At 63.6% G+C, this 24,811-nt stretch carries 25 protein-coding genes; 12 read left to right on the top strand and 13 right to left on the bottom strand.

Annotation, left to right across the window (positions count from 1 at the left end; genetic code table 11):
- Positions 1–17: 17 nt before the first annotated feature.
- From NKH90_RS14625 to NKH90_RS14615, 3 genes are read right to left on the bottom strand one after another with little or no spacing between them, the layout of a single operon-like run.
- Positions 18–1,901 carry an ABC transporter ATP-binding protein gene (locus tag NKH90_RS14625; protein WP_352819915.1) on the bottom strand — a complete coding sequence of 628 codons (1,884 nt, stop codon included), beginning with the start codon at positions 1,899–1,901 and terminating at the stop codon, positions 18–20.
- On the bottom strand, positions 1,898–3,787 hold the full coding sequence (locus NKH90_RS14620; protein ID WP_352819914.1) for an ABC transporter ATP-binding protein: 1,890 nt from the start codon (positions 3,785–3,787) through the stop codon (positions 1,898–1,900). Before NKH90_RS14620 ends, NKH90_RS14625 begins: the two co-directional genes overlap by 4 nt.
- 27 nt (positions 3,788–3,814) lie before the next feature.
- The gene (locus tag NKH90_RS14615; RefSeq protein ID WP_352469727.1) at positions 3,815–4,357 is read right to left on the bottom strand and encodes a hypothetical protein; all 543 of its coding nucleotides are present in this window, start codon (positions 4,355–4,357) and stop codon (positions 3,815–3,817) included.
- A 283-nt stretch (positions 4,358–4,640) separates the two neighbouring features.
- On the opposite strand from NKH90_RS14615, the gene NKH90_RS14610 reads away from it, so the two are divergent.
- From NKH90_RS14610 to NKH90_RS14600, 3 genes are all read left to right on the top strand, one after another.
- On the top strand, positions 4,641–5,099 hold the full coding sequence (locus NKH90_RS14610) for a tRNA (cytidine(34)-2'-O)-methyltransferase (RefSeq protein ID WP_352541004.1): 459 nt from the start codon (positions 4,641–4,643) through the stop codon (positions 5,097–5,099).
- A gap of 132 nt (positions 5,100–5,231) precedes the next feature.
- On the top strand, positions 5,232–5,678 hold the full coding sequence (soxR, locus tag NKH90_RS14605; protein WP_352541003.1) for a redox-sensitive transcriptional activator SoxR: 447 nt from the start codon (positions 5,232–5,234) through the stop codon (positions 5,676–5,678).
- A 43-nt stretch (positions 5,679–5,721) separates the two neighbouring features.
- Positions 5,722–5,922: a hypothetical protein gene (locus NKH90_RS14600; RefSeq protein ID WP_352819913.1), complete on the top strand. Its 201-nt coding sequence runs from the start codon at positions 5,722–5,724 to the stop codon at positions 5,920–5,922.
- Positions 5,923–5,928: 6 nt separating this feature from the next.
- Here the strand turns inward: NKH90_RS14600 and NKH90_RS14595 are convergent, their stop codons facing one another.
- Positions 5,929–6,186 carry a hypothetical protein gene (locus NKH90_RS14595; RefSeq protein WP_023679487.1) on the bottom strand — a complete coding sequence of 86 codons (258 nt, stop codon included), beginning with the start codon at positions 6,184–6,186 and terminating at the stop codon, positions 5,929–5,931.
- 103 nt (positions 6,187–6,289) lie between these two features.
- Between NKH90_RS14595 and hemF the strand changes: the two genes are divergently transcribed.
- The 3 genes from hemF to NKH90_RS14580 all read left to right on the top strand — a co-directional run bounded on the left by hemF (position 6,290) and on the right by NKH90_RS14580 (position 8,188).
- Positions 6,290–7,204 (top strand): oxygen-dependent coproporphyrinogen oxidase, encoded by a 915-nt coding sequence (gene hemF, locus NKH90_RS14590; protein WP_352819912.1) that lies wholly within the window; start codon positions 6,290–6,292, stop codon positions 7,202–7,204.
- Positions 7,205–7,461: 257 nt separating this feature from the next.
- The gene (locus NKH90_RS14585) at positions 7,462–7,722 is read left to right on the top strand and encodes a DUF1344 domain-containing protein (RefSeq protein WP_352541000.1); all 261 of its coding nucleotides are present in this window, start codon (positions 7,462–7,464) and stop codon (positions 7,720–7,722) included.
- 280 nt (positions 7,723–8,002) lie between these two features.
- On the top strand, positions 8,003–8,188 hold the full coding sequence (locus NKH90_RS14580) for a DUF1059 domain-containing protein (protein ID WP_023679490.1): 186 nt from the start codon (positions 8,003–8,005) through the stop codon (positions 8,186–8,188).
- A 3-nt stretch (positions 8,189–8,191) separates the two neighbouring features.
- Here NKH90_RS14580 and NKH90_RS14575 read toward each other — a convergent pair whose 3' ends face one another.
- From NKH90_RS14575 to NKH90_RS14565, 3 genes are read right to left on the bottom strand one after another with little or no spacing between them, the layout of a single operon-like run.
- Entirely contained in the window at positions 8,192–9,460 is a 1,269-nt protein-coding gene (locus NKH90_RS14575) for a CCA tRNA nucleotidyltransferase (RefSeq protein ID WP_352819911.1), read from the bottom strand.
- Positions 9,457–10,089 carry a CoA pyrophosphatase gene (locus NKH90_RS14570; RefSeq protein WP_352541101.1) on the bottom strand — a complete coding sequence of 211 codons (633 nt, stop codon included), beginning with the start codon at positions 10,087–10,089 and terminating at the stop codon, positions 9,457–9,459. The genes NKH90_RS14575 and NKH90_RS14570 overlap by 4 nt, the downstream gene beginning before the upstream one ends.
- 13 nt (positions 10,090–10,102) lie before the next feature.
- Positions 10,103–10,732, bottom strand: coding sequence for a DUF1285 domain-containing protein (locus tag NKH90_RS14565; protein ID WP_352683969.1), 630 nt, complete (start codon positions 10,730–10,732; stop codon positions 10,103–10,105).
- A gap of 144 nt (positions 10,733–10,876) precedes the next feature.
- Between NKH90_RS14565 and NKH90_RS14560 the strand changes: the two genes are divergently transcribed.
- The 4 genes from NKH90_RS14560 to NKH90_RS14545 are packed head-to-tail and all read left to right on the top strand — an operon-like array spanning position 10,877 to position 17,705.
- Positions 10,877–11,881: an AAA family ATPase gene (locus NKH90_RS14560; protein WP_352450525.1), complete on the top strand. Its 1,005-nt coding sequence runs from the start codon at positions 10,877–10,879 to the stop codon at positions 11,879–11,881.
- Positions 11,881–12,795: a DUF58 domain-containing protein gene (locus NKH90_RS14555; RefSeq protein ID WP_352540998.1), complete on the top strand. Its 915-nt coding sequence runs from the start codon at positions 11,881–11,883 to the stop codon at positions 12,793–12,795. The genes NKH90_RS14560 and NKH90_RS14555 overlap by 1 nt, the downstream gene beginning before the upstream one ends.
- The gene (locus NKH90_RS14550; RefSeq protein WP_352819910.1) at positions 12,792–15,614 is read left to right on the top strand and encodes a DUF4159 domain-containing protein; all 2,823 of its coding nucleotides are present in this window, start codon (positions 12,792–12,794) and stop codon (positions 15,612–15,614) included. Before NKH90_RS14555 ends, NKH90_RS14550 begins: the two co-directional genes overlap by 4 nt.
- A 3-nt stretch (positions 15,615–15,617) precedes the next feature.
- Positions 15,618–17,705, top strand: coding sequence for a hypothetical protein (locus NKH90_RS14545; protein ID WP_352770908.1), 2,088 nt, complete (start codon positions 15,618–15,620; stop codon positions 17,703–17,705).
- A gap of 172 nt (positions 17,706–17,877) precedes the next feature.
- Here NKH90_RS14545 and clpS read toward each other — a convergent pair whose 3' ends face one another.
- From clpS to NKH90_RS14530, 3 genes are all read right to left on the bottom strand, one after another.
- Complete coding sequence (gene clpS, locus NKH90_RS14540) at positions 17,878–18,183, bottom strand: ATP-dependent Clp protease adapter ClpS (protein WP_352540995.1); 306 nt, start codon at positions 18,181–18,183, stop codon at positions 17,878–17,880.
- Positions 18,184–18,439: 256 nt separating this feature from the next.
- Positions 18,440–18,655 (bottom strand): hypothetical protein, encoded by a 216-nt coding sequence (locus tag NKH90_RS14535; protein WP_352450529.1) that lies wholly within the window; start codon positions 18,653–18,655, stop codon positions 18,440–18,442.
- A gap of 36 nt (positions 18,656–18,691) precedes the next feature.
- Positions 18,692–19,036 carry a hypothetical protein gene (locus tag NKH90_RS14530; protein WP_352469825.1) on the bottom strand — a complete coding sequence of 115 codons (345 nt, stop codon included), beginning with the start codon at positions 19,034–19,036 and terminating at the stop codon, positions 18,692–18,694.
- 237 nt (positions 19,037–19,273) lie between these two features.
- Here NKH90_RS14530 and NKH90_RS14525 point away from each other — a divergent pair, with 237 nt between their 5' ends.
- Both NKH90_RS14525 and NKH90_RS14520 read left to right on the top strand, forming a co-directional pair.
- Positions 19,274–19,990: a response regulator gene (locus NKH90_RS14525; protein WP_352469721.1), complete on the top strand. Its 717-nt coding sequence runs from the start codon at positions 19,274–19,276 to the stop codon at positions 19,988–19,990.
- The gene (locus NKH90_RS14520; RefSeq protein ID WP_352819909.1) at positions 19,987–21,396 is read left to right on the top strand and encodes an ATP-binding protein; all 1,410 of its coding nucleotides are present in this window, start codon (positions 19,987–19,989) and stop codon (positions 21,394–21,396) included. Before NKH90_RS14525 ends, NKH90_RS14520 begins: the two co-directional genes overlap by 4 nt.
- Positions 21,397–21,633: 237 nt before the next feature.
- Here NKH90_RS14520 and choV read toward each other — a convergent pair whose 3' ends face one another.
- The 3 genes from choV to NKH90_RS14505 form a co-directional block, all read right to left on the bottom strand.
- Positions 21,634–22,815, bottom strand: coding sequence for a choline ABC transporter ATP-binding protein (gene choV, locus NKH90_RS14515; protein ID WP_352450532.1), 1,182 nt, complete (start codon positions 22,813–22,815; stop codon positions 21,634–21,636).
- Entirely contained in the window at positions 22,812–23,666 is an 855-nt protein-coding gene (choW, locus tag NKH90_RS14510) for a choline ABC transporter permease subunit (protein WP_254819158.1), read from the bottom strand. Before choW ends, choV begins: the two co-directional genes overlap by 4 nt.
- A 118-nt stretch (positions 23,667–23,784) precedes the next feature.
- The gene (locus tag NKH90_RS14505) at positions 23,785–24,720 is read right to left on the bottom strand and encodes a choline ABC transporter substrate-binding protein (protein ID WP_292660734.1); all 936 of its coding nucleotides are present in this window, start codon (positions 24,718–24,720) and stop codon (positions 23,785–23,787) included.
- Positions 24,721–24,811 lie beyond the last annotated feature (91 nt).

Here is a 24,811-nt window from a genome sequence, read left to right as displayed (position 1 = left end):
ACTCCGGTCTTTAGAAACTACTCCGCCGGCCGGGTCTCGGCCAGCGCGCTCTCCTCGTTGAACAGGAAACCTCCGGACTGCCGCTTCCACAGCCTGGCATAGAGCCCGTCGAGCCCGACCAGCTCGTCATGCGTGCCTTGCTCGACGATGCGGCCCTCGTCGAGCACCACCAGCCGGTCGAGTGCCGCAATGGTCGACAGCCGATGCGCGATGGCGATGACCGTCTTGCCTTCCATCAGCCTTGCCAGATTTTCCTGGATCGCCGCCTCGATGTCGGAATCGAGCGCCGAGGTCGCCTCATCGAGCACCAGGATCGGCGCATCCTTGAGGAAGACGCGGGCGATCGCCACGCGCTGGCGCTGGCCGCCGGAGAGCTTGACGCCGCGCTCGCCGACATAGGCCTCGTAGCCGATACGATCGCGATTGTCGCGCAGACCGAGGATGAACTCGTGCGCCTCGGCCTTCTTCGCTGCCGCGACCACCTCGGCGTCGGTCGCTTCCGGCATGCCGAGCTTGATGTTGTCGCGCAGCGAGCGGTGGAAAAGTGCCGTATCCTGGCTGACGACGCCGATATTGGCGCGCAGCGAATTCTGCGTGACCCTGGAGACGTCCTGCCCGTCAATGGTGATCTTGCCGCTCTCGAGGTCGTAGAGGCGCAGGATCAGATTGACCAAGGTCGTCTTGCCGGCGCCGGACGGGCCGACCAGGCCGACCTTTTCGCCCGGCCGCACGACGAGGTCGATGCCGTTGAGCACGCCGGACCCCTTGCCGTAGTGGAACTCCACATTGCTGACGTTGATGCGCCCGCCGCCGACGACAAGCTCTTTCGCGTCCGGCGCATCGGTCAGGCCGAGCGGCTGTGAGATCAGCGCCTTGGAATTCTCCAGCACGCCGAGGTTCCGCAAGATGCCGTTGAGCTGCATCATCAGCCGGCCGAGCAGCATGTTCAGCCGCAGCACCAAAGACAGCGTGAAAGCCACGGCGCCGACTGTGATCGCACCCTCGACCCAGAGATAAACGGCAAAGCAGGCGATCGCCGTGATCATAATGCCCGACAGCATCGTCAGCGCCATGCGCACGCCGGTCAGCCTGCGGGTGAACGGGCGCAGCGCGTCGAGATAGATGTCGAAGCCGTTCCTGATGTAGCGGTCGTCGCCATCGGCCGAGAACAGTTTCAACGTCTGCACGTTCGAATAGGAATCGACAAGGCGGCCGGTGATCATCGAGCCGGCTTCGGCGGTGGCTTCGGCATGTTTGCGGATTGCCGGCAAATAGCGCCTGGCCAGAAAGCCGAAGGCGGTAATCCAGATCACCACCAGCACCGCCAGCCGGAGATCGAGCCCGGCGACCAGCGCCAGCGTCGTCACCGTATAGACGACCATGAACCAGACCACCTCGATGAAGCTTTCCATCAGATCGCCGGTCGCCTGTCCCGCCTGCCAGACCTTGGTCGCGATACGCCCGGCAAAGTCGTTCTGGAAGAAGGCGTAGGATTGGCGCGAGACATGGCGATGCGCCTGCCAGCGCACCAGATTATAGAAACCCGGCGTGATCGTCTGCTCGTCGACCAGCGCCGACAGGCCGACGACAATGGTGCGGATGACCAGCACCACCGCGATCATGAAGACAAGTTCCGGGCCGGCGGCAGTCCACAGAGCGTGCCAGCTGCGTTCACCGGGAAGCTGGTCGAGGATGTCGACCAGCCGCCCGACGAAATAGAACAGTCCGGCTTCGACCAGCGGCGCGATGCCGCCGATCACCAGCATGGCGAAGAAGGCGATCTTCGCCTGCCCGACATAATGCCAGAGGAAACCCCTGACGCCGGCAGGTGGGCGAAGGTCCGCAGGCTCGCGGAATGGATAGACCCAGTTCTCGAACCAGCGGTAGATGGCAGTCATCATTCGGCGGCTTCACCCTTGGCGATTGCATCGTTGGCGGCTGCATCGTTGGCGGAGGGGCCGTCGTCGAGCAGGAAGCCGCCCGACTGGCGCTGCCAGAGCTGGGCATAGAGCCCGCCGCTGGCAACCAGTTCCTCATGCGAACCTTCCTCGATGACGCGGCCCTTGTCCATAACGACGAGCCGGTCCATGGCGGCGATCGTCGACAGCCGGTGCGCAATGGCGATGACGGTCTTGCCTTGCATCAGTCTGTAGAGGTTCTCCTGGATGGCCGCCTCGGCCTCGGAATCGAGGGCGGAGGTCGCTTCGTCGAGGATAAGGATTGGTGCGTCCTTCAGCATGACACGGGCTATGGCGATGCGTTGCCGCTGGCCGCCGGACAATTTGACGCCGCGATCACCGACATGCGCGTCGAAACCCTTTCGACCGTTAGAATCCGACAATCCGGCGATGAAATCCAGCGCCTCGGCGCGCCGCGCCGCCTCGATCAGCATCTGGTCGCTGGCGTCCGGCCGGCCATAGAGGATATTCTCGCGCACCGAGCGATGCAGCAGCGAGGTGTCCTGCGTGACCATGCCGATCTGGGCGCGCAGCGAGTCCTGCGTCACCGCCGCAATGTCCTGGCCGTCGATCAGGACCTTGCCGCTTTCGAGGTCATAGAAGCGCAACAGAAGATTGACCAGCGTCGACTTGCCGGCACCCGAACGGCCGACGATGCCGACCTTCTCGCCCGGCTTCACCGTCAGCGACAGGCTTTCGATCACGCCCTTCTGCTTGCCATAGTGGAAGCGGATGTCCTCAAAACGGATCTCCCCCTTGGTCACGGCAATATCGTTGGCGCCAGGCCGGTCTTCGACGAGGCGCGGCAGCGAGATCGAGGCGATGCCGTCCTGCACCGTGCCGATATTCTCGAACAGCGTGGACATCTCCCACATGATCCATTGCGACATGCCCCAGAGCCGAAGCACGAGGCCGATGACCAGGGCGACGGCGCCGATCGTCACGACTTGGCCGAGCCACAGCCATAGCGAGATTGCAGTGACCGAAAACAACAGCAGCGAATTCAGGACGTAGAGCAGGCCGTAGAGCTGCGTCACCAACCGCATCGACCGGTAGACTGTATCGAGAAAGCCGGCCATACCGTCCTTGGCGAAGGATGCCTCGCGCCGCGCATGCGAGAACAGCTTGACCGTCTGGATGTTGGAGTAGCTGTCGACGACACGGCCGGTCATGGTTGAGCGCGCATTAGCCTGCTCCTCGCCGACCTTGCCCAGCCGCGGGATGAAATAGCGCAACAGCAGGACATATCCGGCAAGCCAGACGGCAAGCGGCGCAGCCAGCCGCCAGTCTGCCGAGCCGACAATGAACAGCATGCCGAGAAAATAGACGACGATATAGTTGAGCACATCGATGAGCTTGATGACGCACTCGCGCACCGCGAGCGCGGTCTGCATCAGCTTGGTCGCGATGCGCCCGGCAAACTCGTCCTGATAGAAGCTCATCGACTGCTTGAGCAGGTAACGATGCACCTGCCAGCGGATACGCATCGGATAATTACCCATCAGCGTCTGCTGGTTGAGCAGCGAATGGAACCAGACCGTCGCCGGCAGCGCGAAAACCACGATGAAGGCCATCCCGGCCAGCTTCAAGCCTTCGGTCTGCAGGAACGTCTCGCGATTCTGTCCGGACAGCCAGTCGACGATCCGGCCCATGAAGCCGAACATCCACACCTCGGCAAGGGCGATGGCCGTCACCAGTACCGCATCGAGAGCGATGTAGGGCCACGCGCCGCGCGTATAATGCACGCAGAAGGCGATCAGTGTCCGCGGCGGCTCGACCGGCTCCTTGGCAGGGAACGGATCGAGCCTTTTTTCAAACCAGCTAAACATAGAGATGCTCACAATACCTGTTTCCGCTCACGCGGCACGCGAACGGACGGGGTGCCCAGACCGCATGGCGTCAAGGACCGGCGATACGGAATCGTCCGCCTCGCCGGTCCTGCTTCGCGCTATATAGGTTGTCGCGGGCCTTTCGCCGACAGTCTCGTTTGACGATGCTGACGACGTTTTGACGATCCGGATTTTCGCGCTGGTTTTTGCACCAGGCCGGATCAGCCTGATGATCCGGCGCACCAGCGACGGCCGGCTATAGTCCGGAACGGCGCGCGAGAAATCGACGTCCGGCAGCATACCGCGATGCGGACGCCGGCGGGTCTCGGCGTGAACCGCCGACGAGTAGGTCTCGCCGATCAAAAGCGCCCAGGTCGCAGTCTTCCGCTCGTGCAGGCTTCTTGAGCCGGGTATTCTACAGGGATCGAACATCGGTCCGTCCTCCAGTTGAAGATGCAGGTAGAAGGGTGAACCAACCCAGGCCGCGGGCACGCGCGGCGCGGCAAAGGTGGCATCGGTCGAAGCGTGTTCAGGTGGGGCGTTCAGCCCCTTCCACAGCTTGAAAAACATCGCAGGATTCCTTCAAAGGCCGAAAAAGGTTTCGGCGGGAATCGGTGCGATTGAAGTCTAGAAGGTCAGGAGAATCGTCGTACCGAAACCGCCGTCGGGCTGGTAAGCCCACGAGAGGGGTGGTGGATGTGCATGGCCATCATGAATTACCCCTCCGTCGGTTCGGGTTGACAATGCTGGCCGTATAACCGACTTCGCAGAAAATGACCACCCGCCAGTCCAGGAATTTCCGAAACCGCGAGAGCTCTGTGGCTGATCTGCCACTTATTAGAAAGACGCGGAAATGAACGACCGTCTCCGCATCGCGCTCTACCAGCCTGATATCGCCGGCAACACCGGGACAATCCTGCGCTTCGCCGCTTGCCTCGGTCTCGGCGTCGACATCATCGAACCGGCGGGCTTCCCGCTCGGTGACCGGGCGCTGAAACGGGCCGGCATGGACTACCTCGAAATGGCGGCGCTCACCCGGCACGTCGACTGGCACGCCTTCGAGGACTGGCGCAAGCTTGCCAAGCGGCGGCTGGTGCTGCTGTCGACCAAAGCCACGACCCCTTACACCAGCTTCGCCTTCGGCGATGACGACATTCTTCTGTTCGGCCGCGAATCCGCAGGCGTTCCGGATCTTGTTCATCAAGCGGCGAATGCCCAATTGACCATTCCCATGCAAGACGCTGCGCGCAGCATCAACGTCGCGCTTTCCGTCGCCATGGTGGCGGGTGAAGCCATCCGGCAACTCGGATAACGGCACTCCGTCTCCCGTCATCCTGGCCCAGGCGCACATCACCATCTCCTTGGTTTGCAGATCCCGGGTTTCTTCGCTACAAGCTCAACTTAACTTTAGGTCAAGCGAAAAAATCGGAACGGAAAAAGAGGGATGGCACCGGTAACGGAATTGACGGTCGGCCAAGTGGCCATGCGCAGCGGTGTGGCGGTGTCGGCGCTACATTTCTATGAGGCCCGCGGGCTGATCCGCAGCCACCGGACGTCAGGCAACCAGCGGCGCTACGGCCGCGACGTGCTGCGCCGTGTCGCGATCATCAAGGTAGCGCAGGAGGTCGGTATCTCACTGGCCGAGATCGGCACGGCCCTTGCGTCACTGCCTGAGGGCCGGACGCCGACGCGCGAGGATTGGAACTTGCTTTCGACCGCCTGGCGCGACGGGCTCGACCACAAGATCGCCCAGCTGAAGAAACTGCGCGACGGGCTGACCGACTGCATCGGCTGCGGCTGCATGTCGATCGACAAGTGCCCGTTGAGGAACAAGGGCGACCGGCTGGCAAGGGAGGGGACCGGGGCGCGGCGGCTGATTGTTGCATCCTAAATGGAAGCAGTGCGATTATGGTGCGATACGGAAGGGAACCTCAGTGCTGGGACATCTAATCCAAGCAGAAGAAGAGACACAGCTCATCGTGATCTATCGGATCGATTCCGGCGGCATGCCAACGCCCTATACGTCCTTGAGCTTCGATGAGGCGCAGAAAATGGGCTTCGAAAAATTCGGCAAGCTACTTGGTGAGAACCTAATTCTAGATTCTCCAAAATTGCGCGATCTATTTTTGTCGTGACATCCCTTAATCTGCTGCCGGCAACCGTCGTATCGTGAACTCGATCACGTCGCCCGGCCGCTCGAACCAGCTTTCGATCTCGGTCCAATAGGCCTGCTTGGGAAAGCGCTCGAACCATTCCTTCGCCTTGAGACGAGCGTCGGAGCGCGGCAGCACGAAGGTCTCGCGCAGGAAGCCGTCGCGCGGCATGCGCGCGTTCTCGGCGCGCGAACGGTCGAGCCTCTTCTTCAGGCCATCCAGCGGCGGTCTTGCCGGGGTGCGCACGAAAGAACTCCATTCACACTTGACCCTTGCACCCAAGAGATTAGGGATCGCGGCCGGAAAAGACGAGTCATTTGTCGGGCGCGCCCGCAACCGGAGACAGGATTTGCAACGACCCGAGATACCGGCGGGGCTGCCAGCCGACATCGAACAGAAGAAGACGAAGGCACGGCTGTGGTTCGAGACGTTGCGCGAGCGCATCTGTGCCAGCTTCGAGCAGATCGAGCAGGACCTGCAGGGGCCGCAGGCTAGCTGGTCGCCCGGCCGCTTCGAAAAGACGCCGTGGCAACGCGATGCCGGCAAGGGCGGCGGCGGTATCATGTCGATGATGCACGGCCGCGTCTTCGAGAAGGTCGGCGTCCACACCTCGACCGTCCACGGCGAGTTCTCCCCCGAATTCAGGAAGCAGATGCCGGGCGCCGAAGAGGACCCCTCCTTCTGGGCAAGCGGCATTTCGCTGATCGCCCATCCGTGGAACCCCAACGTGCCGGCCGTGCATATGAACACGCGCATGGTCGTCACCTCGCGCCAGTGGTTCGGCGGCGGCGCCGATCTGACACCGGTGCTCGACCGCCGCCGCAGCCAGGACGACCCCGACACGATCACCTTCCACAGAGCGATGCAATTTGCCTGCGAGAAGAACGCGGCGATCGCCGACTACGTGAAATTCAAAGCCTGGTGCGACGAGTACTTCTACCTGCCGCACCGTGACGAGCCACGCGGTACCGGCGGTATCTTCTTCGACTGGCTGCATTCGGATGAGGACAAAGGCGGCTGGGACGCCGATTTCAACTTCGTCCAGGACGTCGGGCGATCTTTTCTCGTCGTCTACGAACATCTGGTGCGCGCCAACTTCAATGACAACTGGACCGATGGCGACCGTGACGAGCAGCTCATCCGCCGCGGCCGTTATGTCGAATTCAACTTGCTTCACGATCGCGGCACCATCTTCGGGCTAAAGACCGGCGGCAATGTCGCCTCGATCCTGTCCAGCCTGCCGCCAGAAGCGAAATGGCCGTAAAATCTCGGTGAGCACGACGTGAGCCGCAATCGGGTCCAAATCCCCAGAATTTGACGGCGAATGTGGCGCAAGACGCGCCAGAAAATATCTTTTTCGTCTAATATATCATTGTAAAGATTGGGCTATTTGTCGCGTCGGGCCGGGAAACGCCGGCGGTTCTTTACTCCCGAGAGCCGCGACCCGACGTGACCGGACGGCCCATGATTGAATCGGGCACCTTTCCCAAGCGGTGCCCGTATTTTCCAGGAGAGCATGCCATGCGCAAGCTTATTATGACCGCAGCCGCCACTGCCGTTCTCGCCTCTGGTACTGCCGCATTCGCTGCGGTCAAGCACACCACCGGCACGATCAAAAGCTTTGATGGAACGGCGATGAGCCTAGTTCTGGATAACGGAGCCACCTTTACGTTGCCCCAGACCTTCAAGGATCCTGGCCTGAAGGTCGGCGAAAAGGTCCGCGTCACGTGGGATATGAGCGGCAAGGATAAAATTGCCGAGGCAGTCAAGATCGTGAAGTGATGTCCTGCCCGCTGGAGCAAGACGAGGTCTTACTCCTGGGTGGCGTAAGAGGGCGGAGCAGCGATGCTCCGCCTTTTCGCAACCCGATCACCAGAGGGCCGCGTGTCGGCTTGGACGCACGGCACTCTAAGGCAACCAAAACCGTTCGATCGTGTTATGCTTAGCTGGCCAGCGTGTAGCCCGGATACCGTACGCGGTTTCCGGATCGCGCAATCAAAGGTCTGGAGCTTCCGTGTCAGTGCGCTGCGCGGCGCTCCAAGGAGGAGATGAGGAGAAGCCGATGAAGGAATTCCATTGCGGGTCGCTCGTACCCGGCTGCGAGTGGCACACACGCGCCGAGGAGGAGGCTGAGGTCATGCGCCGTGCCGTCGAGCATCTGCGCGAGACGCACGGCGAGACGGTGATCCGCGAGACGATGATCGAGGCGATCCGCTCGCGCATCGAAAAGGTCCGCGACGCAGCGTGACGGTCAGGATTCGAGTGCCTCCGCGGCGCGCTTGAGCAGCGCGCCGCGATCAAGCGCAAAACCGGACTCGACCCATTCCTTTTCGAGATTCTTCAACGTTGCACCAAGCTTCGGCCCCGGTGATGCGCCAAGCGTCGTCAGATCGGCGCCCTTGACCGGAAAAACAGGGTTTTGCCATTTTGCAGCGAAGGCAAGCAGGCGCGAGAAGCCGCCGGCTTCGAGCAGTGCGTCATTGTCTTCGACCGCGCGGGCTCGAGCGGAAGCGAGCAACAGCCGCAACCGGTCGACAAAGCCTTGGCGGTCGCCAAAATAAAGCCTTTTCGCCAACTCTCCTTCAGTCGTTTTCGGATCGACGGCAGCCGTGATCGCCCAATTCCGCAGCCGGCTTGCTTCGCTCACGGAAAGCCTCAATCTCTCGGCAAGCGTTTTCATGCGCGCGGCATCCGGCGGCACGATGGATTCCAGCCTGAGCAGCGGGTCCGGCGCCCAGGCCAGGTCCTTCTCGGTCTTGGTCAGCCCGTGGATGGCATCGATGCCCCATTTCTCGCTTTCCGGCAAAACGGCGGTCAGAACGCCGGCCTGGCGCATCCACAGCAGCGCCCGCGACGGATCTGGCGCCGACAGCAATTTCTTCAATTCCCACCAGACGCGCTCGACCGAAAGCTGGTCGAGCCCCTGCTTCAGCCGAGCACAAGCCTTCAACCCTTCGGCATCCGGCCTACCGTCGCCATACCATGCGAAGAAACGGAAGAAACGCAGGATGCGCAGATAATCCTCGCGGATACGGGCTTCCGGATCGCCGATGAATCGCAGCCTCCGCGCTTCGATATCGGCGATACCGCCGACCAGATCGACGACCGTTCCATCGGCTTCGGCATAGAGTGCATTGATGGTGAAATCACGCCGCTCAGCGTCGGCTTTCCAGTCGCGGCCGAACGACACTTTGGCGCGCCGGCCGTCGGTTTCGATATCGGCACGCAGCGTGGTGACCTCATAGGCCTTGCCGTGGCCGACCGCGGTGACTGTGCCATGCTCGATGCCGGTCGGTACCGTCTTGAAGCCTGCCGCCTCGGCGCGCCGGATGGTTTCCTCGGGCACCGTGGTGGTGGCGATGTCGATGTCGGCGACCGGCTGGCCGATGAGCGTGTTGCGCACCGCACCGCCGGCGACACGCGCCTCCTCGCCGCCATCAGTCAGCGCCGCGAGCAGGCGCTGCAGGTGGCGTTCGCCGAGCCACCCGGCCTTGCCCGCGATCGACACTGGATCGCTCACGAATAGAGCCTTTCATAAAGCGTACGGATGATGCCCGCGGTGACGCCCCAGATGCGCTGGCCGCCATAGGGCATCTCGTAATAGAACCATTCGAGGTCGTTCCACATGCGACTGTCTCTGGTGTGGTTGGCGGGGTCCATCAGAAAGCCCAGCGGCACCTCGAAGACGGCATGGACTTCGTCGGAATTCAGCGTCAGGCTGAAACCGGGCCGCACAATCCCGAGCACCGGGGCGATGCGATAGCCGCTGCCGGAAACGTAGTCCGGCAGACGGCCGACGATCTCGATGTAATCCCTATCGAGACCGATCTCCTCGAATGTCTCGCGCAACGCCGCCGCTTCCGGGCTCGCATCGGTTTGATCGATGGTACCACCGGGGAAAGCCACCTGCCCCGAATGGTTGCGCAGCTTTTCGGCCCGCCTGGTCAAAAGGACCGTGGCTTCATGGCCATGATCGACCACCGGGATCAGCACGGCGGCATCGCGCAGCGCCTTGGCCAGCTTCAGCCTGGGATGGCCCGGATTGAAGCGGTGGTCGCCAAAATCGTCGCCGGCATGCGCCAGCGGCTGCGCCGCGACGCGCTGGCGAAACCCGGCAACGGAAAACGGCAACGGCATCACCTGATCCATCATAGGCGGTCCATCATGCGCTCAGCCGTTTCAGTTTCTCAGCCGGCATGATTGGATAGACCTCGCCTTTGGAACGGACGGCAAACATCCTCTTGCCACCGATGTCGATCTCTTCGCCGTGCTCGACCAGCTCGTACATCACCGGCCGTGCCACCAGCGCCTCCAGCCGCCCGCGCACCAGCACATAAGGCTTCAGGCCACCTGTCTCGTCCTCATCGACGAAGCGCAGCGGGTGTCCCGCCCCAGCCTCGACCACGTCGCCGACATTGGTGCGAAAGGTGATGATTTGTCCGTCGCCGGCGCCCGACACGTCCATCTCGACGGCAATGAAGGGCGCGTCGGCGACGCGGATGCCGACCTTTTCCACCGGCGTCACCAGGTAAGTCCTGCCGTCCACGTCCTTGCGCAGCACTGAGGAAAAAAGCTGCACCAGCGGCATCCGGCCGATCGGCGTTCCCAGATAGAACCAGGTGCCGTCCTGCTTGATTTCCATGTCGAGATCGCCGCAAAATGCCGGATTCCAGCGTTCCACCGGCGCCGGCCCCTTACCGGCGCGCGTCGCGCGCGAGACCAGCGCTTCCAGCCCCCGCGCCTCGGTCGCGGCCGTCAGGCTCTCTTCACGATGGTCGGCGGCTTCCGTCATGGTCACGAAATAGTCACTGTTGTTCCGCTTGTCAGCCTAAGTCTGTGATTTAAGTTCATTGCAGGCGCATGCGAAGCCGAATCGCGGCATTCTCTGCGGCACCAAGGTGCCAAGCGGTGTTTCCAACAGAAGGATCGATGCTGCATGAGCGTTATGATCAAGGAAAGCCCAATCAGCGAAAAGGACATGGTGGCGCAGGCCGAGAAAGCGCTGGCCGACATTTCGAGGGTCCGTGACGGCGTCGGCCGGGTCATTTTCGGCCAGGAAAGCGTCGTCGAGCGCACGCTCGTCGCATTGCTGGCCGGCGGCCATGCACTGCTGGTCGGCGTGCCCGGCCTCGCCAAGACCAAGCTGGTCGAAACGCTGGGCATCGTGCTCGGCCTCGATTCGCGCCGCATCCAGTTCACGCCCGACCTGATGCCATCCGACATTCTCGGCTCCGAAGTGATGGAGCAGGATGAATTCGGCAAGCGCTCCTTCCGCTTCATTTCCGGGCCGATCTTTGCGCAACTGCTGATGGCCGACGAGATCAACCGCGCCTCGCCACGCACCCAGTCGGCGCTGCTGCAGTCGATGCAGGAATACCACGTCACCATTGCCGGCGTGCGCCATGATCTGCCGTCACCGTTCCACGTTCTGGCGACGCAGAACCCGCTGGAGCAGGAAGGCACCTATCCGCTGCCGGAAGCGCAGCTCGACCGCTTCCTGATGCAGGTCGATATCCTCTACCCCGAGATCGAGGCGGAGCGCCGCATCCTGCTGGAAACCACCGGTATCGAGGATGCCAAGGCTGAAAACGTGCTGCAGCCGGCGCGGCTGAAGGACATCCAGACGCTCATCCGCCGTATGCCGGTGCCGGAAAGCGTCGTCGAGGCGATCCTCAAGCTGGTGCGCTCAGCGCGCCCCGGCCAGGGCAACGCCGATACCGACAAGCACGTCGCCTGGGGCCCAGGCCCGCGCGCCAGCCAGGCGCTGACGCTGTGCACCCGCGCCCGCGCCCTCTATGACGGCCGGCTGGCGCCGTCGGTCGACGACGTCCGCGCGCTGGCCGAGCCGGTGCTGCAGCACCGCATGGCGCTTACCTTCGCCGCCCGCGCCGAGGGCACCACGGTTCGCGATGTTGTGGCGAAGCTCGCGAAAGGGATTTGATGGCGCGCATCGGTGAAGCGCAGGCACCGGCAGCGACGCGCGATGCGCTCGCCAGAGGCCGGTTGCGGGCTTCGTTGGTGCCGGACCTGCTGGTCGAGGCGCGCCGCATCGTCAACACGGTAATTGCCGGCTGGCATGGCCGCCGCAAGCGCGGTATCGGCGAGAATTTCTGGCAGTTCCGGCCCTATGTCGAAGGCGATTCCTCGCGCATTGACTGGCGCCGTTCCGCTCGCGACGACCACACCTATGTCCGCGACCGTGAATGGGAGGCTGCCCACACGGTGTGGCTGTGGGCCGATCCCTCGCCTTCCATGCTCTACAAATCGACCGGGGCCAGCGTTTCCAAGGAATCGCGCGCCCTGGTGCTGACGTTGGCCATGGCCGAGCTTTTGTCGCGCAGCGGCGAGCGCATTGCCTGGCCGGGCCTGACCGACCCGTTCACCGCCCGCAATGGCGCCGAGCGCATCGCGGCGCAACTGATGCACGCCGGCGACCTGCCGGCAAAGCCCGATCTATCCGGCATTCGCCGGTTCTGCGACATCGTCCTCGTCAGCGATTTCCTCGACCCCGTCGAGGACACTATTGCGTGGCTGGACGTTCCCGCCCGCCACGGCGTGCGCGCCCATCTGGTCGAGGTCGCCGATCCGGCCGAGGAAAGCTTCCCCTATGCCGGGCGCACCGAATTCACCGATCCTGAGACCGGCGACAAGCTGACCGCCGGCCGCGCCGAAATGCTGGGCGAGGAATATCGCCTGCTTTATGCCGCCCGCCGCCAGGAACTGGCCGCCTGGTGCAAACGGCTTGGCTGGAGCTTTACCGTCAATCATACCGATCGCCTTGCCTCCGAGGCGCTGGTGCGCATCCACATGGCGATGACCGCCGAAGGCAGCTTTGCCGGGAGGGCCCGCGCATGAGTTGGCTGCCGCTCTCCTTCGGGGCGCCGATGGTGCTGTGGGGCCTGCTGGCGCTGCCGGTGATCTGGTGGCTTCTGCGGCTGACCCCGCCCAGGCCGCAAGCCGAGGTGTTTCCGCCGCTCAGGATTCTCGCCCGCGTGCTGAGGCGCGAAGAAACGCCGCAGCAGAGCCCTTGGTGGCTGACGCTGCTCAGGCTGCTGATGGCCGCGCTTGTCGTGGCAGCACTTGCCGAACCCGTCTTCAACCCGCGCGAAAAGCTGCCGGCCGAAGGCGCCGCCCTGGCGCTGGTGATCGACAATGACTGGGCAAGTGCCGCCGACTGGGGCAAGCGGGTCGCCACCGCCGAGCGGCTGATCGCCGATGCCAATTCGAACGGCGTGCCGGTGCTCATCGCTTTCACCGCCGAGAAGCCGAATGCCGAGATCGGTCCCTTCGATGCCGCTGCCGCGCTCGACCGGCTGCGCGCGGCAAAGCCGCGGCCGATCCCGACCGACCGCCCCGCCGTCTACGCCCGCGTCGCGTCAGCCCTGGAGTCGCTGCCGGGCGCAAGCGTCGCAGTGCTCGCCGATGGCTTGGCGGCGCAAGGCGACGAAGCCGCCTTCAACACGTTGTTGTCAAAGAACGCGGCACGTGTCGTCTGGGCCGTCTCCGACCGGCTGTCGCTGACCGGCCTGACCGGCGCCGACAACCAGGTCGACGGCTTCGCCCTGACCGCCATCCGCGCACCGGGCGATCCGGCACCTGCACAGGTGACGGCCGGCGCGTTCGACGACAAGGGGCGCCGCATTGCCGACGCGACGCTGACCTTTGCCCCGGGCGGAACCACCGCAACCGGCACGATGGCGGTGCCGTTCGAACTGCGCAACGACTTCGCCTACATCGCGCTCGATGGCGAGCGCCAGGCCGGTGCCGTCCGCGTGCTCGATGAGAGCTCAAAACGCCGCCGCGTCGGGCTGCTGTCGCAGTCCGAGGCTGATCAGGCGCAACCGCTGCTGTCGCCGCTCTACTACATTCGCCGCGCCCTGCAGCCCTTCGCCGATCTCGTCGAGCCGTCGAGCGTCGATCTCGCCGACGCCATCCCGCAACTGCTCGACCAGAAACCGGCGATGATCGTCATGGCTGATGTCGGCACCATTCCGGAACAGGCGCGGCAGAGGCTGGTCGACTGGGTCGACAAGGGCGGCACGCTGGTGCGTTTTGCCGGTTCGCGGCTGGCCGCTGCCGGCAATGACGACGATCTGCTGCCGGTCCGGCTGCGCACCGGCGAGCGATCGCTTGGCGGCGCGCTGTCATGGACGGCGCCGCAGCCGGTCACCGAATTCCCGAAAACCGGTCCCTTCGCCGACCTCGCGCCGCCGACCGAGGTCACCGTTACCAGGCAGGTGCTGGCCGAGCCGACGCCCGACATTGTCGAGCGCACCTGGGCCACGCTTGCCGACGGTACGCCGCTGGTGACCGGGATGAAGAAGGACAAGGGCACCCTCGTACTGTTCCACGTCACCCCCGAGGCGACGTGGTCCAACCTGCCGATCTCCGGCAGCTTCGTCGAGATGCTGCGGCGCATCGTGCAATTGTCGCGCAACCAGGGCTCGGCGGTCGCCAATGCCGAGGCAGCCGCCACGTCGCTGGCACCCTATCGCATGATCGCTGCCGACGGCACGCTGGTGCCGCCGACGCCGGATGCCAGGCCGCTGGTGCCCGGCGCCGGCCCGCTGCCGGTGACGCTGGAAAACCCGCCCGGCCTCTACGGCTCGGAGACGGGAGTGTTCGCTCACAATCTGCTCGGTGGCGACAGCGCATTCACGCCGCTGACCCGGCCTGAAATCACGGTACCGGTCACCACCATCCAGTATGCCTTCGACGAGCAGCACAACCTCAAAGGTCCGCTTGTCACGGCCGCTCTGGTGCTGATGGTGCTCGACACGCTTGCCGTATTCTGGATGGGCGGCCTGTTGTCGCGCCGGCCGCGCCGTGCCGGCGCTGCGGCCACGGCAGCCGTCCTGCTGATTGCGCTCGGCGCTTTGATTGGCCACGCGGACGTCGCGCGCGCCGACGACGCCAAACCGGGAGATACGGAGGCGATCGGGGACATTTCAAAGACCCGGATCGCCTATGTGCTGACCGGCGAGCCGGGTGTCGATTCGATCAGCCGCGCCGGGCTCGAAGGCCTGACCCGCTTTCTTATCGAAAAAACCGCGCTCGAACCCGGAGCACCGGCCGGCGTCGACATCTCGAAGGACGAACTTTCCTTCTATCCGCTGATCTACTGGCCGATCGATCCCTCGGCCCCGATGCCCAGCGAGGCCGCCATCGCCCGCATCGACGCCTACATGCAGCAGGGCGGAACGGTCTTGTTCGACACCCGCGACCAGTTCGCCAATGGCATTGGTGCGGATTCGACCAGCCCGGCGACGGAGCGGCTGCGCGACATCCTCGGCAACCTCAACGTGCCACCGCTGGAGCCGGTGCCGTCGGACCACGTGCTGACCAAATCCTTCTATATCCTTCCGGAGTTTCCTGGCCGTTTTGCCGGCAGCCCGCTTTGGGTCGAGGCATCGCTCGAAGCCAGCAACACCGAGAACCGCCCGGTGCGCACCGGCGACGGCGTTTCTCCGATCATGATCACCGCCAATGATTTCGCCGGCGCTTGGGCCGTCGACGAGAATGGCGACCCGCTATTGCCGACGGTGCCTTCGGATCCGATGCAGCGCATCTATGCGCTGCGTGCCGGCGTCAACATTATGATGTACATGCTGACCGGCAACTACAAATCCGATCAGGTGCACGTCCCGGTGCTGCTCGAACGGCTGGGGCAATAGACCATGAACTGGTCGCTCGCCTTCGAACCGCTCATCACCTGGCCGCTGCTCGCCGTGGTTCTGGTGCCGCTGCTGCTGCTGTCCCTCGCCGGCCTTTGGTTTCGCCAGCGCGGCGCGGTCTTCCGCCTGGCAGCCCTGATTGCGCTGGCTGCGGCGCTGCTCAATCCGGTGTTCCTCGACGAAGAGCGCGAGCCGCTGAAAAGCATCGTCGCCGTCGTCGTCGATCGCAGCCAGAGCCAGGATATCGGCGACCGCACCAAGCAGACTGACGCGGCGTTGGCCGGGCTTCAGCAGCGTCTCGGCCGCTTCAAGCAGTTCGACGTCCGTGTCGTCGAAGCCGGCAAGTCCGAAGCCGCTGACGAGCGCACCGAGACGCGGTTGTTTTCCTCGCTCGAAAATGCTTTCCGCGACGTGCCGCCATCGCGCATCGGCGGCGCCATCATGATCACCGATGGCGAGGTGCATGACGCGCCGTCCGGCGCACCCGACTTCAATGCCCCGCTGCACGCGCTGATTACCGGCAACGAGCATGAGAAGGACCGCCGCATCCGCTTCGAGAATGCGCCGCGCTTCGGCCTCGTTGGCAAGCCGCTCGACATGACCTATCGCGTCATCGCCACCAACAACGAAACCGGCCCGGTCGATGTCCGCGTATCGGTCAACGGCGAGCAGGTATCGGTCGAGCACGCCAACATCGGCCAGGCGATGCCGCTGCAGGTGACCATTCCCAGCGCCGGGCGCAACATTGTCGAACTCGCCATCAACCACGAGCCGGGCGAACTCACCGACACCAACAACCGCGCCATCGCGCTGATCGACGGCATCCGCGAAAATCTGCGCGTGCTGCTTGTTTCCGGCGAACCGCATGCCGGCGAGCGCACCTGGCGCAATTTGCTGAAATCCGACGCTTCGGTCGACCTCGTGCACTTCACCATCCTGCGCCCGCCGGAAAAGCAGGACGGCACGCCGATCAACGAATTGTCGCTGATCGCCTTCCCGACGCGCGAGCTGTTCGTCGAGAAGATCAAGGATTTCGACCTGATCATCTTCGACCGCTATCAGCACCGCGACGTGCTGCCGATCCTCTATTACGACTACATCTCCGAGTATGTCGAAAAGGGCGGCGCGCTACTGATCGCGGCAGGCCCCGAATATGCCGGCGAAAGCTCGATCGCCCGCACGCCGCTGATGTCGGCGCTGCCGGCAATGCCGACCGGCGAGGTCATCGACAAGGCCTTCTATCCGCGCCTCACCGATACCGGCCAGCGTCATCCGGTAACGCGTGGGCTCGACGGCTCCGCGACCGAGCCGCCGCACTGGAGCCGCTGGTTCCGCACCATCGGCGTCGAGAACCCCGAGGGCGAGGTGGTGATGAAGGGCGCCGACAACCGGCCGCTGCTGCTGCTCGACCGCAAGGGCGAAGGCCGCGTCGGCATGCTTCTGTCCGACCAAGGCTGGCTGTGGGCGCGCGGCTTCGAGGGCGGCGGCCCCCATGTCCAGCTCTACCGGCGCATCGCCCACTGGCTGATGAAGGAGCCCGAACTCGAGGAAGAGCGGCTGACCGCCGACGGCCGCGGCATGGTGCTTGAAATCCGCCGCCAGACGATGAGCGACGACCCCGGCCCGGCGCAAGTCATCACGCCGTCCGGCAAGGCACTGATCGTCAGGCTCGAGAAATCCGAACCAGGCGTCTTCCTCGGCAGCGTCGAGACCAACGAAATCGGTCTCTATCAGGTCGGCAATGGCGACCTGACGGCATTGGCCCATGTCGGGCCGGTCAACGCCCCGGAATTCACCGACGTCGTCTCCACCGAGAACCGGCTGAAACCACCGGCTGAGGCAACCGGCGGCAGCGTTCGCCGGCTGGCGCCGGCCTCAGCACTTGGCACTCTCACCAGCACCGTCACGCTGCCATCCGTAGTCCCGGTCCGTTCCTCGGGCGCTGCCTCCGGCGATGATTGGATCGGCCTGCGCACCACCGACGACAGCGTACTCAAGGCCGTCTCGCGCGTGCCGCTGTTCGGCGGCTTCCTCGGCCTCGGCCTGCTGCTTCTGGCGATGGGCTCGATGTGGTACCGCGAAGGGCGGTAACGCGGTTTATCCTTCTCCCCTTGTGGGAGAAGGTTGATTGGCGCGCAGCGCCAAGACGGTTGAGGGGTGTTGGACGGAGTGCCGTCGTTGCCAAGCTGGAACACCCCTCATCCGACCGCGCTTCGCGCGGCCACCTTCTCCCACAAGGGGAGAAGGAAGAAAGCGAACCGCCCTACTCCTCCGGCTCCGTCGTGAACATCAGCGGGTAGCCCTTGGCCTTGCCGGCATCGGTTGCCCGCGCCGCCTTGGTCTCGGCGACATCCCTGGTGAAGACGGCGACAACGCAGACGCCGCGCCGGTGCGCGGTGATCATTATCCTATGCGCCTGGTCTTCGCTGAGCTTGAACTCGGACTTCAGCACCGTCACGACGAACTCGCGCGGCGTGAAATCGTCGTTGACCAGGATGACCTTGTAGAGCTTCGGCCGTTCGACCTTCGGCTTCGTGCTGGTACGGGGTTTTGTCGTGATTTCAGGCATTGGACCGGCAATTGCGTACGACAGCTTTGCGGTCATTTTGACATGGACAAAAGCGGTCGTCCATTCAACCGCGCGCGATCGGCTTCCCGGCAGGCGCAGTTCAAAGTCCGTGCCTATGTGGGAACTGCCGTCTGGCGTTCAACCGGGGGTGTGGGCCGGGCCTGGCCCTATTGTATGCACGCAACAAAAAAGACGACCGCTCCAGGCAAATCGCAACTGGAGCGGTCTTCTCGTAGGGTAGAAAGATGTCGCTTGATCAGGCCTTCGGGGCTGCCTTGACCGCGTGCTTCTTGTGCTTCTTGACGGTCTTCTTGGCAGCGACCTTCTTCACGGCCTTGGCCGGCGCAGCGGTCGTCGTTGTCGTCGCAGCCGGGGTGGTGGTCGCGGCATTGGCGCTGCTGGCGCCGAGAACCGGCATCGAGACGGCCAGCGCGATGGCGAGACCGAGGGCGGAGAGGAGGGACTTTTTCATGGCTTCACTTCCTTTTTGTGCAGATCGGATTGAGTGTCACTGAACGGGATCGATCGGTGTCACTCCAAGCAGCTTCAAAGCGTTCGCGAGCATCCGGATTCCCTGTGCCTGTTTCTTGTTGGCGCAGAACCGGTTTCCCTTTCTTTGAAGTGCTTTCGCCGCGGTGACCTGCGTTGCCGCGGCATGGGTTTCGAGGGCTTCGTCAAACTGGCGGTTCAGATCGATGCAACGCTCGCTGCGGGTGGTCGCCACCTTTGCATCGGCCGCCTTTGCATTGGCCACCTTCGCATCGGCCAGTTTTGCATCGGCATGTTCGACCGCGACCGTGACGAGCGAAATGGAAAGCAACGCACCCATCAGACTGATCGAGAACCTTTGCATTGGTCTGTCCGTAATCCCGTAACGCGTGTCGCAGCCGATGACCTGACCGCCACGGCACCACTTATGCCTTTGATTTTTTTCGGCAGTTTTTCCGGATTGTAGAATTTTGTTTCTGGATTGTTTCTGGGCAGCCCGGATCGGGCCGCCGATCTCCACTGGCCAACTTATGGCCTGAATTCTATCGTCTGGCTGACAGCCGAAGCAGCGCTTGGGCGATCCACAAATGACAGGTTCCCTGTGAAATCCGACCCCCACATACTGATCGTCGACGACGACAAGGGCATTCGCGACCTGCTTCAGGAATTTTTCCAGAAGCGAGGGCTGCATACATCGGTCGCCGCCGACGGCACCGAGATGGAGACCATCCTACGCCGCGCCCAGGTCGACCTGATCGTCCTGGACGTCATGCTGCCCGGCAAGAGCGGGCTGGAGCTCTGCCGCGAGTTGCGCGCCAATTATTCGACGCCGATCATCATGCTGACCGCGGTTACCGAAACTACCGACCGCGTGGTTGGGCTGGAGATGGGTGCCGACGACTACGTGCCGAAACCCTTCGATCCGCGCGAGCTGCTCGCACGCATTCGTGCCGTCTTGAGACGCAATGGCGCCGCCGAACCGCGACGCGCGGCCTCGCGGCAGATCTACCATTTCGCCGGCTGGACGATGGACTGTTCGCGCCGCCGGCTGATGGCGCCCGGCGACGTCAGGATCGAGCTGACGATGGCCGAATTCAATCTACTGCAGACCTTCGTCAAGAGCGCGCAACGCGTACTGAGCCGCGAGCAGCTGATCGAGCTGTCCGGCGGCGACAGCGGCTACAGTTTCGACCGCAGCGTCGACATTCTGGTCAGCCGGCTGCGGCGCAAGATGGAGGATGACCCGAAAACGCCGAAGCTGATCTTGACTGTGCGCAGCGGCGGCTACCAGTTCCTGCCTGAGACGACCGCCGAATGAGACGTATTCTGCCACAAACACTGCCGGTCTGGGTGCTGCTCATCGTCATAGCCGGCCTGCTGATCAGCCAGATCGCGACCCTCTACATCGTTTCGCGCGACCGTGCCGCCGCCAATGACGTCGTCGATCTCTACCGGCTGAACGACCGCGCCTTCTCGCTGGTACAGCTGATGCATGACGCCACCCCCGAACAGCGCAAGGCGACGGCGTCCGGCCTGTTCAACGCCACTTATGCGCTCACCGTTTCCAACACGCCTGCCGTTACTTCCTCGATAGCCGGCGACGACGAGCTGGCCGAATTGGAGGACATATTGGTCGGCCGGCTATCGAAGTTCGGCATCACCGACGCGCGGGTCCGCCGCGACCCGGCAACGCACGAAGCCGACGCTCCCGGCGGGACGGTCGCCGGTCCCGATATTGGCCAGGTCGAGCGCGACCTGCTGGTGCTGGCGGCCGATTTCGCCCAGAGCGACAAGCTGACCGCTTCGCTTCGCTTTGCCGACGGCCAATGGCTGAACTTCACCGAGCCGAACACGCCGGCCGGGCCGATATTGAGCTTCGATAGCCTGCCACTCTATGCCTTGATCGCCGGGCTGGTGGTGGCTTCCTCGATCTGGTCGCTGCGCCGGCTGACGGCGCCCTACCGGATGATGGAGACCGCGGTGAAGCGGATCGGCGAGGACCTGAAGAGCCCGCCGATCGCCGAGAGCGGCAGCCGCGAGGTGCGTACCGCGGCAAAGGCGGTCAATGCCATGCAGGCAAGACTGCGCGCCTACGTCGAGGACCGCGAGCATCTTGCCGCCGCACTGGCGCACGACCTGCGCACGCCGTTGACCAGGATGCGGCTGCGCCTCGAACTGCTGAGGAATTCGTCCGTGCGCGCCGCACTGGCGCACGACCTCGCCGACATCGAAGGCATTGCCAGCTCGGTCATCGACTTCGCCACTTTCGAGGTGACCGAGGAGAAGAGCGAGAGGATCGATTTCTGGTCGCTGGTAGAATCGATCGCCGACGGCTTCGACGAGGTCTCCTTCGACAATGAGGACGCGCGCTCGCGCGGCCTGATCTGCGTCGCGCAGCCGGTCGCGCTACGGCGCTGTGTCACCAACCTCGTCCAGAACGCGGTGACCTATGGCAAGAGGGCGCATCTCAGCCTGCGTCAATCAGGCAAGACAATCACGCTGGCGATCCATGACGAGGGTCCGGGCATCCCGCAAGCCGAGCTCGACGCCGTGTTCGGCTCGTTCGTGCGCCTGGAACAGTCGCGCAGCCGTCAGACCGGCGGCCTCGGCCTCGGCTTGACCATCGCCCGCAACATCGCCCGTAGCGCCGGCGGCGAAGTCAGCCTGTCCAACCATCCCGATAGCGGCCTGATGACGGAGCTGCGCCTGCCGCTGGCGGTTTAGCTTGCGTATCGGGCTAAGCCGGCGTTCCTTCGCGCCCCCCTCTGTTCTGCTGGACACCTCCTCCACAGGTGGGGAGATTGGCCGTCATCGCCGATTTCGCCAATTACAAACGTTGGAATGTGAGAGCCGTCCGCGAAGCCGCCGATCTCCCCCCAAGTGGGAGAGATGTCCGACAGGACAGAGGGGGGCGCGACAGAACTCGGCGTTTGGTCTTGGTTCTCTCCCCAAGGAGAAAAACTATCTTCGCAACACCGCGCTCAACACATCCCTGACGCCGATGGCGCCGACGAAGCGCGACTGCTCGTCGAATAGCGCGACGGGTGCGGTCTGCGAGCGATGCATGGCCAGCATCACGGTCTTCAGCGAGGTGCCGGGATTGGCCCAGAATACCTGAGCCGTCTCCTCCGGCTGGGCTTCGACATCGGCGCAGGACACCCAGACCGCCGGCTTGCCGTCGCGCTCGGCCGCCGCCACCAGCCCATGCTCGTCGATCTTGAAACGTGTCGTCCTGCGCCGGTCGAGCCACACCCAGCCGTTCTCGCCATGTTCGAGGTCGCGTCGGTCGCGCATGACGTTCCACGCGGTCAGCACCGAGAGCGGGTTCACATTGGCGATGAAGTCGCGGACATAGTCGTTGGCGGGCCGCAGCACGATGTCTTCCGGCGCGCCTGTTTGCACGATGCGCCCGCCTTCCATGATGGTGATATGGGTGCCGATCTTCAGCGCCTCCTCGAGGTCGTGGCTGACGAAGATGATGGTCTTCTTCAGCTCGGCCTGGAGCTGCAGCAACTCGTCCTGCAGCTTGGTCCGGATCAGCGGATCGAGCGCCGAGAACGGCTCGTCCATGAGCAGGATCGGCGCCTCGGTGGCAAAGGCGCGCGCCAGGCCGACGCGCTGCTGCATGCCGCCGGACAGCTCATGCGCATATTTCTTCGACCACTGGTCGAGATGAACCAGCTTCAGTTGCCTGTTCACCCGCTCCTTGCGCTCGGCTTCGGGTACGCCGGCGAGCTCGAGGCCAAGGCCGACATTCTCCTCCACCGTGCGCCACGGCAGCAGGCCGAACTGCTGGAACACCATCGCCACCTGCTTCTGCCGCAGCCGCCGAAGCGTCGCCTCGTCGCAGGTGACGACGTCGACCGTACCGTCGCCGTCCTTGACCAGCACCTGGCCGCGCGAGACGACGTTCAGCCGGTTGACGGCTCTGAGCAGCGTCGATTTGCCGGAGCCGGAAAGCCCCATCAGCACCGAGATCTCGCCCTCGTTCACGGTGAGGCTGGCGCCGGCGCAGCCCAGCACGTTGCCGGTCTGTTCGAGGATCTCGGCGCGGGTGGCGCCGCTGTCGATCAGCGCCAGCGAGCCGGCCTGGTCGGCGCCGAAGACGATGTCGACATTCCTGAAATCGACGGCGACGGTCATTTCTTGCCTCCCACGCCGATGCGCGTCATCCGGTCGAGCACGATGGCGAGCACGACGATCGCCAGCCCTGCCTCAAGCCCGAGGTCGATCCTGCGCGAACCGAGCGCCCGGTTGATTTCCGTACCGAGGCCGCCGGCGCCGATCAGGGCGGCGAACACCACCATCGACAGCGACAGCATGATCGACTGGGTCAGCCCAGCCATGATGGTCGGCAGCGCCGAAGGCAGCTCGACCTTCCACAGCAGCTGGCGCTTGGTGGCGCCGAACGCCTCGCCCGCCTCGACGATCGATTTCGGCACTGAGGTGACGCCGAGATGGGTGAGCCGAACCGAGGTCGGGATGACGAAGATGATGGTGACGATCAGGCCGGGCGCGTTGCCGAGGCCGAACAGGGTCAGCACCGGGATCAGGTAGACGAAGGTCGGCAATGTCTGCATCAGGTCGAGCACCGGCAGCATGACGCGATACACCTTCGGCTTGTGCGCGGCCCAGATGCCGAGCGGCACGCCGATGGCCATCGACACGGCGGCGGCGGCGACCACCAGCACCAGCGTCTCCACCGTCTGCTTCCACAGGTTCTGGTTGAGGATGAACAGCAATCCGATGAATACCGCCAAAGCCAGGCCTTTCGAGCGCTGCAGGAAATAGGCGAGCAGAGCGATCAGCGCGATCAGCAGAACCGGCGGCAGCAACAGCAGCCCGTCGACGATGCCGTCGAGCAGGAAGTTGAGGCTGTTGGAAAAAGCCCTGAAGATGGTGTCGAAATTGTCGGTGAGAAAGCCGAAAAACGCCTTCCCCCATGCCCCGATGGGAATCTTGTAACTGACCAGGAATTTGGAGATCGGATCCATCTAGCCCCTCTTCTGCCGGCGCCGTCCTTCGCCGGACGGTCATCTTGTCACAGGATACGAAAAAGGGCAGCCATTTCTACCGTGGCTGCCCCTTGTCTCGTCATGCCAGATGGTCGGGTCAGCTTCCGAGCGCCGTTTTCACCGCAGCCGCCGCATCGCCGCCGTCGAAGGTGGTGACGCCGGCGATCCAGGGAGCGACCGCGTCCGGGTGCTTCTTCAGCCAGTCGGTCGCGACCGTATTGGCATCGCCGCCCTTCAGGATCGCGTCCATCATCTCGCCTTCCATGTCCAGGTTGAACTTCAGATTGGCGATGAACTTGCCGGCGTTCGGGCATTCGCTCATGTAGCCCTTGCGTACATTGGTATGCACGGTGGCAGCACCAAAGCCGCTATCGCCCATCCCCTCGAGATAGGTGATCTTCATGGCGCCCATCACCGGATGCGGCGTCCAGCCGAGGAAGGCGATCCATTCATTGTTCTTCATCGACTGCTCGGCCTGGGTGAGCATGCCGGCCTCGGAAGATTCGACCAGTTCGAAGCCTTCGAGATTGGTCTTCGGATCCTTGATCATGTCGAGGATGATGCGGTTGCCGTCATTGCCGGCCTCGATGCCGTAGATCTTGCCGTCAAACTTGTCCTTGAACTTGCCGAGATCGGTCAGCGTCTTGACACCGGCATCGGCGACATAGGTCGGAACGACGATGCCGTAGCCGGCACCGCTGAGATTTTCGCTGACGGTCTCGACCGAGCCTTCGGCGGCATAGTCCTTGATGTCGTTGGTCATCGACGGCATCCAGTTTCCGAGGAACACGTCGAGGTCTTTGTTCTTCAGCGACGCATAGGTCACCGGCACCGAAAGCTGGATCACCTGCGGCTCGTAGCCCAGCGCCGTGAGCAGCACCGAGGCGACGCCGGTGGTCGCCTGGATGTCGGTCCAGCCGACATCGGACAGCCGCACCGTCTTGCAGCTTTCCGGATCGCCGGCGAAGGCCCCAGTCGTGGATAGAAAAGCCGCCAGGCCGAGGCCGGCGACGAATGAACTCATACGCGACATGAAAATTCTCCCATTTCAGTTCTCGGTGAAGCGACGCGACGGTTTTATCTCCGCCTTTGTTCCGTCAGCCAAACATCATTCTGCTGCGGTT

It is taken from the genome of Mesorhizobium sp. M0898, assembly GCF_040319695.1.
Classification (GTDB): Bacteria; Pseudomonadota; Alphaproteobacteria; order Rhizobiales; family Rhizobiaceae; genus Mesorhizobium.
The sequence above is the reverse complement of the archived record's forward strand: the minus strand, read 5'-3'. Positions and strand labels throughout refer to the sequence as shown.

Bases quoted from the DNA above. Each gene is read 5' to 3' on its own strand.
- NKH90_RS14625 (WP_352819915.1), bottom strand. From the start codon at position 1,901: ATGATGACTGCCATCTACCGCTGGTTCGAGAACTGGGTCTATCCATTC.
- NKH90_RS14535 (WP_352450529.1), bottom strand. From the start codon at position 18,655: ATGAAAAAGTCCCTCCTCTCCGCCCTCGGTCTCGCCATCGCGCTGGCC.
- NKH90_RS14615 (WP_352469727.1), bottom strand. From the start codon at position 4,357: ATGTTTTTCAAGCTGTGGAAGGGGCTGAACGCCCCACCTGAACACGCT.
- NKH90_RS14530 (WP_352469825.1), bottom strand. From the start codon at position 19,036: ATGCAAAGGTTCTCGATCAGTCTGATGGGTGCGTTGCTTTCCATTTCG.
- clpS (WP_352540995.1), bottom strand. From the start codon at position 18,183: ATGCCTGAAATCACGACAAAACCCCGTACCAGCACGAAGCCGAAGGTC.
- NKH90_RS14550 (WP_352819910.1), top strand. From the start codon at position 12,792: ATGAGTTGGCTGCCGCTCTCCTTCGGGGCGCCGATGGTGCTGTGGGGC.
- NKH90_RS14555 (WP_352540998.1), top strand. From the start codon at position 11,881: ATGGCGCGCATCGGTGAAGCGCAGGCACCGGCAGCGACGCGCGATGCG.
- NKH90_RS14545 (WP_352770908.1), top strand. From the start codon at position 15,618: ATGAACTGGTCGCTCGCCTTCGAACCGCTCATCACCTGGCCGCTGCTC.
- NKH90_RS14570 (WP_352541101.1), bottom strand. From the start codon at position 10,089: ATGGATCAGGTGATGCCGTTGCCGTTTTCCGTTGCCGGGTTTCGCCAG.
- NKH90_RS14585 (WP_352541000.1), top strand. From the start codon at position 7,462: ATGCGCAAGCTTATTATGACCGCAGCCGCCACTGCCGTTCTCGCCTCT.
- NKH90_RS14580 (WP_023679490.1), top strand. From the start codon at position 8,003: ATGAAGGAATTCCATTGCGGGTCGCTCGTACCCGGCTGCGAGTGGCAC.
- NKH90_RS14620 (WP_352819914.1), bottom strand. From the start codon at position 3,787: ATGTTTAGCTGGTTTGAAAAAAGGCTCGATCCGTTCCCTGCCAAGGAG.
- choV (WP_352450532.1), bottom strand. From the start codon at position 22,815: ATGACCGTCGCCGTCGATTTCAGGAATGTCGACATCGTCTTCGGCGCC.
- soxR (WP_352541003.1), top strand. From the start codon at position 5,232: ATGGCACCGGTAACGGAATTGACGGTCGGCCAAGTGGCCATGCGCAGC.
- NKH90_RS14520 (WP_352819909.1), top strand. From the start codon at position 19,987: ATGAGACGTATTCTGCCACAAACACTGCCGGTCTGGGTGCTGCTCATC.
- NKH90_RS14505 (WP_292660734.1), bottom strand. From the start codon at position 24,720: ATGTCGCGTATGAGTTCATTCGTCGCCGGCCTCGGCCTGGCGGCTTTT.
- NKH90_RS14565 (WP_352683969.1), bottom strand. From the start codon at position 10,732: ATGACGGAAGCCGCCGACCATCGTGAAGAGAGCCTGACGGCCGCGACC.
- choW (WP_254819158.1), bottom strand. From the start codon at position 23,666: ATGGATCCGATCTCCAAATTCCTGGTCAGTTACAAGATTCCCATCGGG.
- NKH90_RS14610 (WP_352541004.1), top strand. From the start codon at position 4,641: ATGAACGACCGTCTCCGCATCGCGCTCTACCAGCCTGATATCGCCGGC.
- NKH90_RS14560 (WP_352450525.1), top strand. From the start codon at position 10,877: ATGAGCGTTATGATCAAGGAAAGCCCAATCAGCGAAAAGGACATGGTG.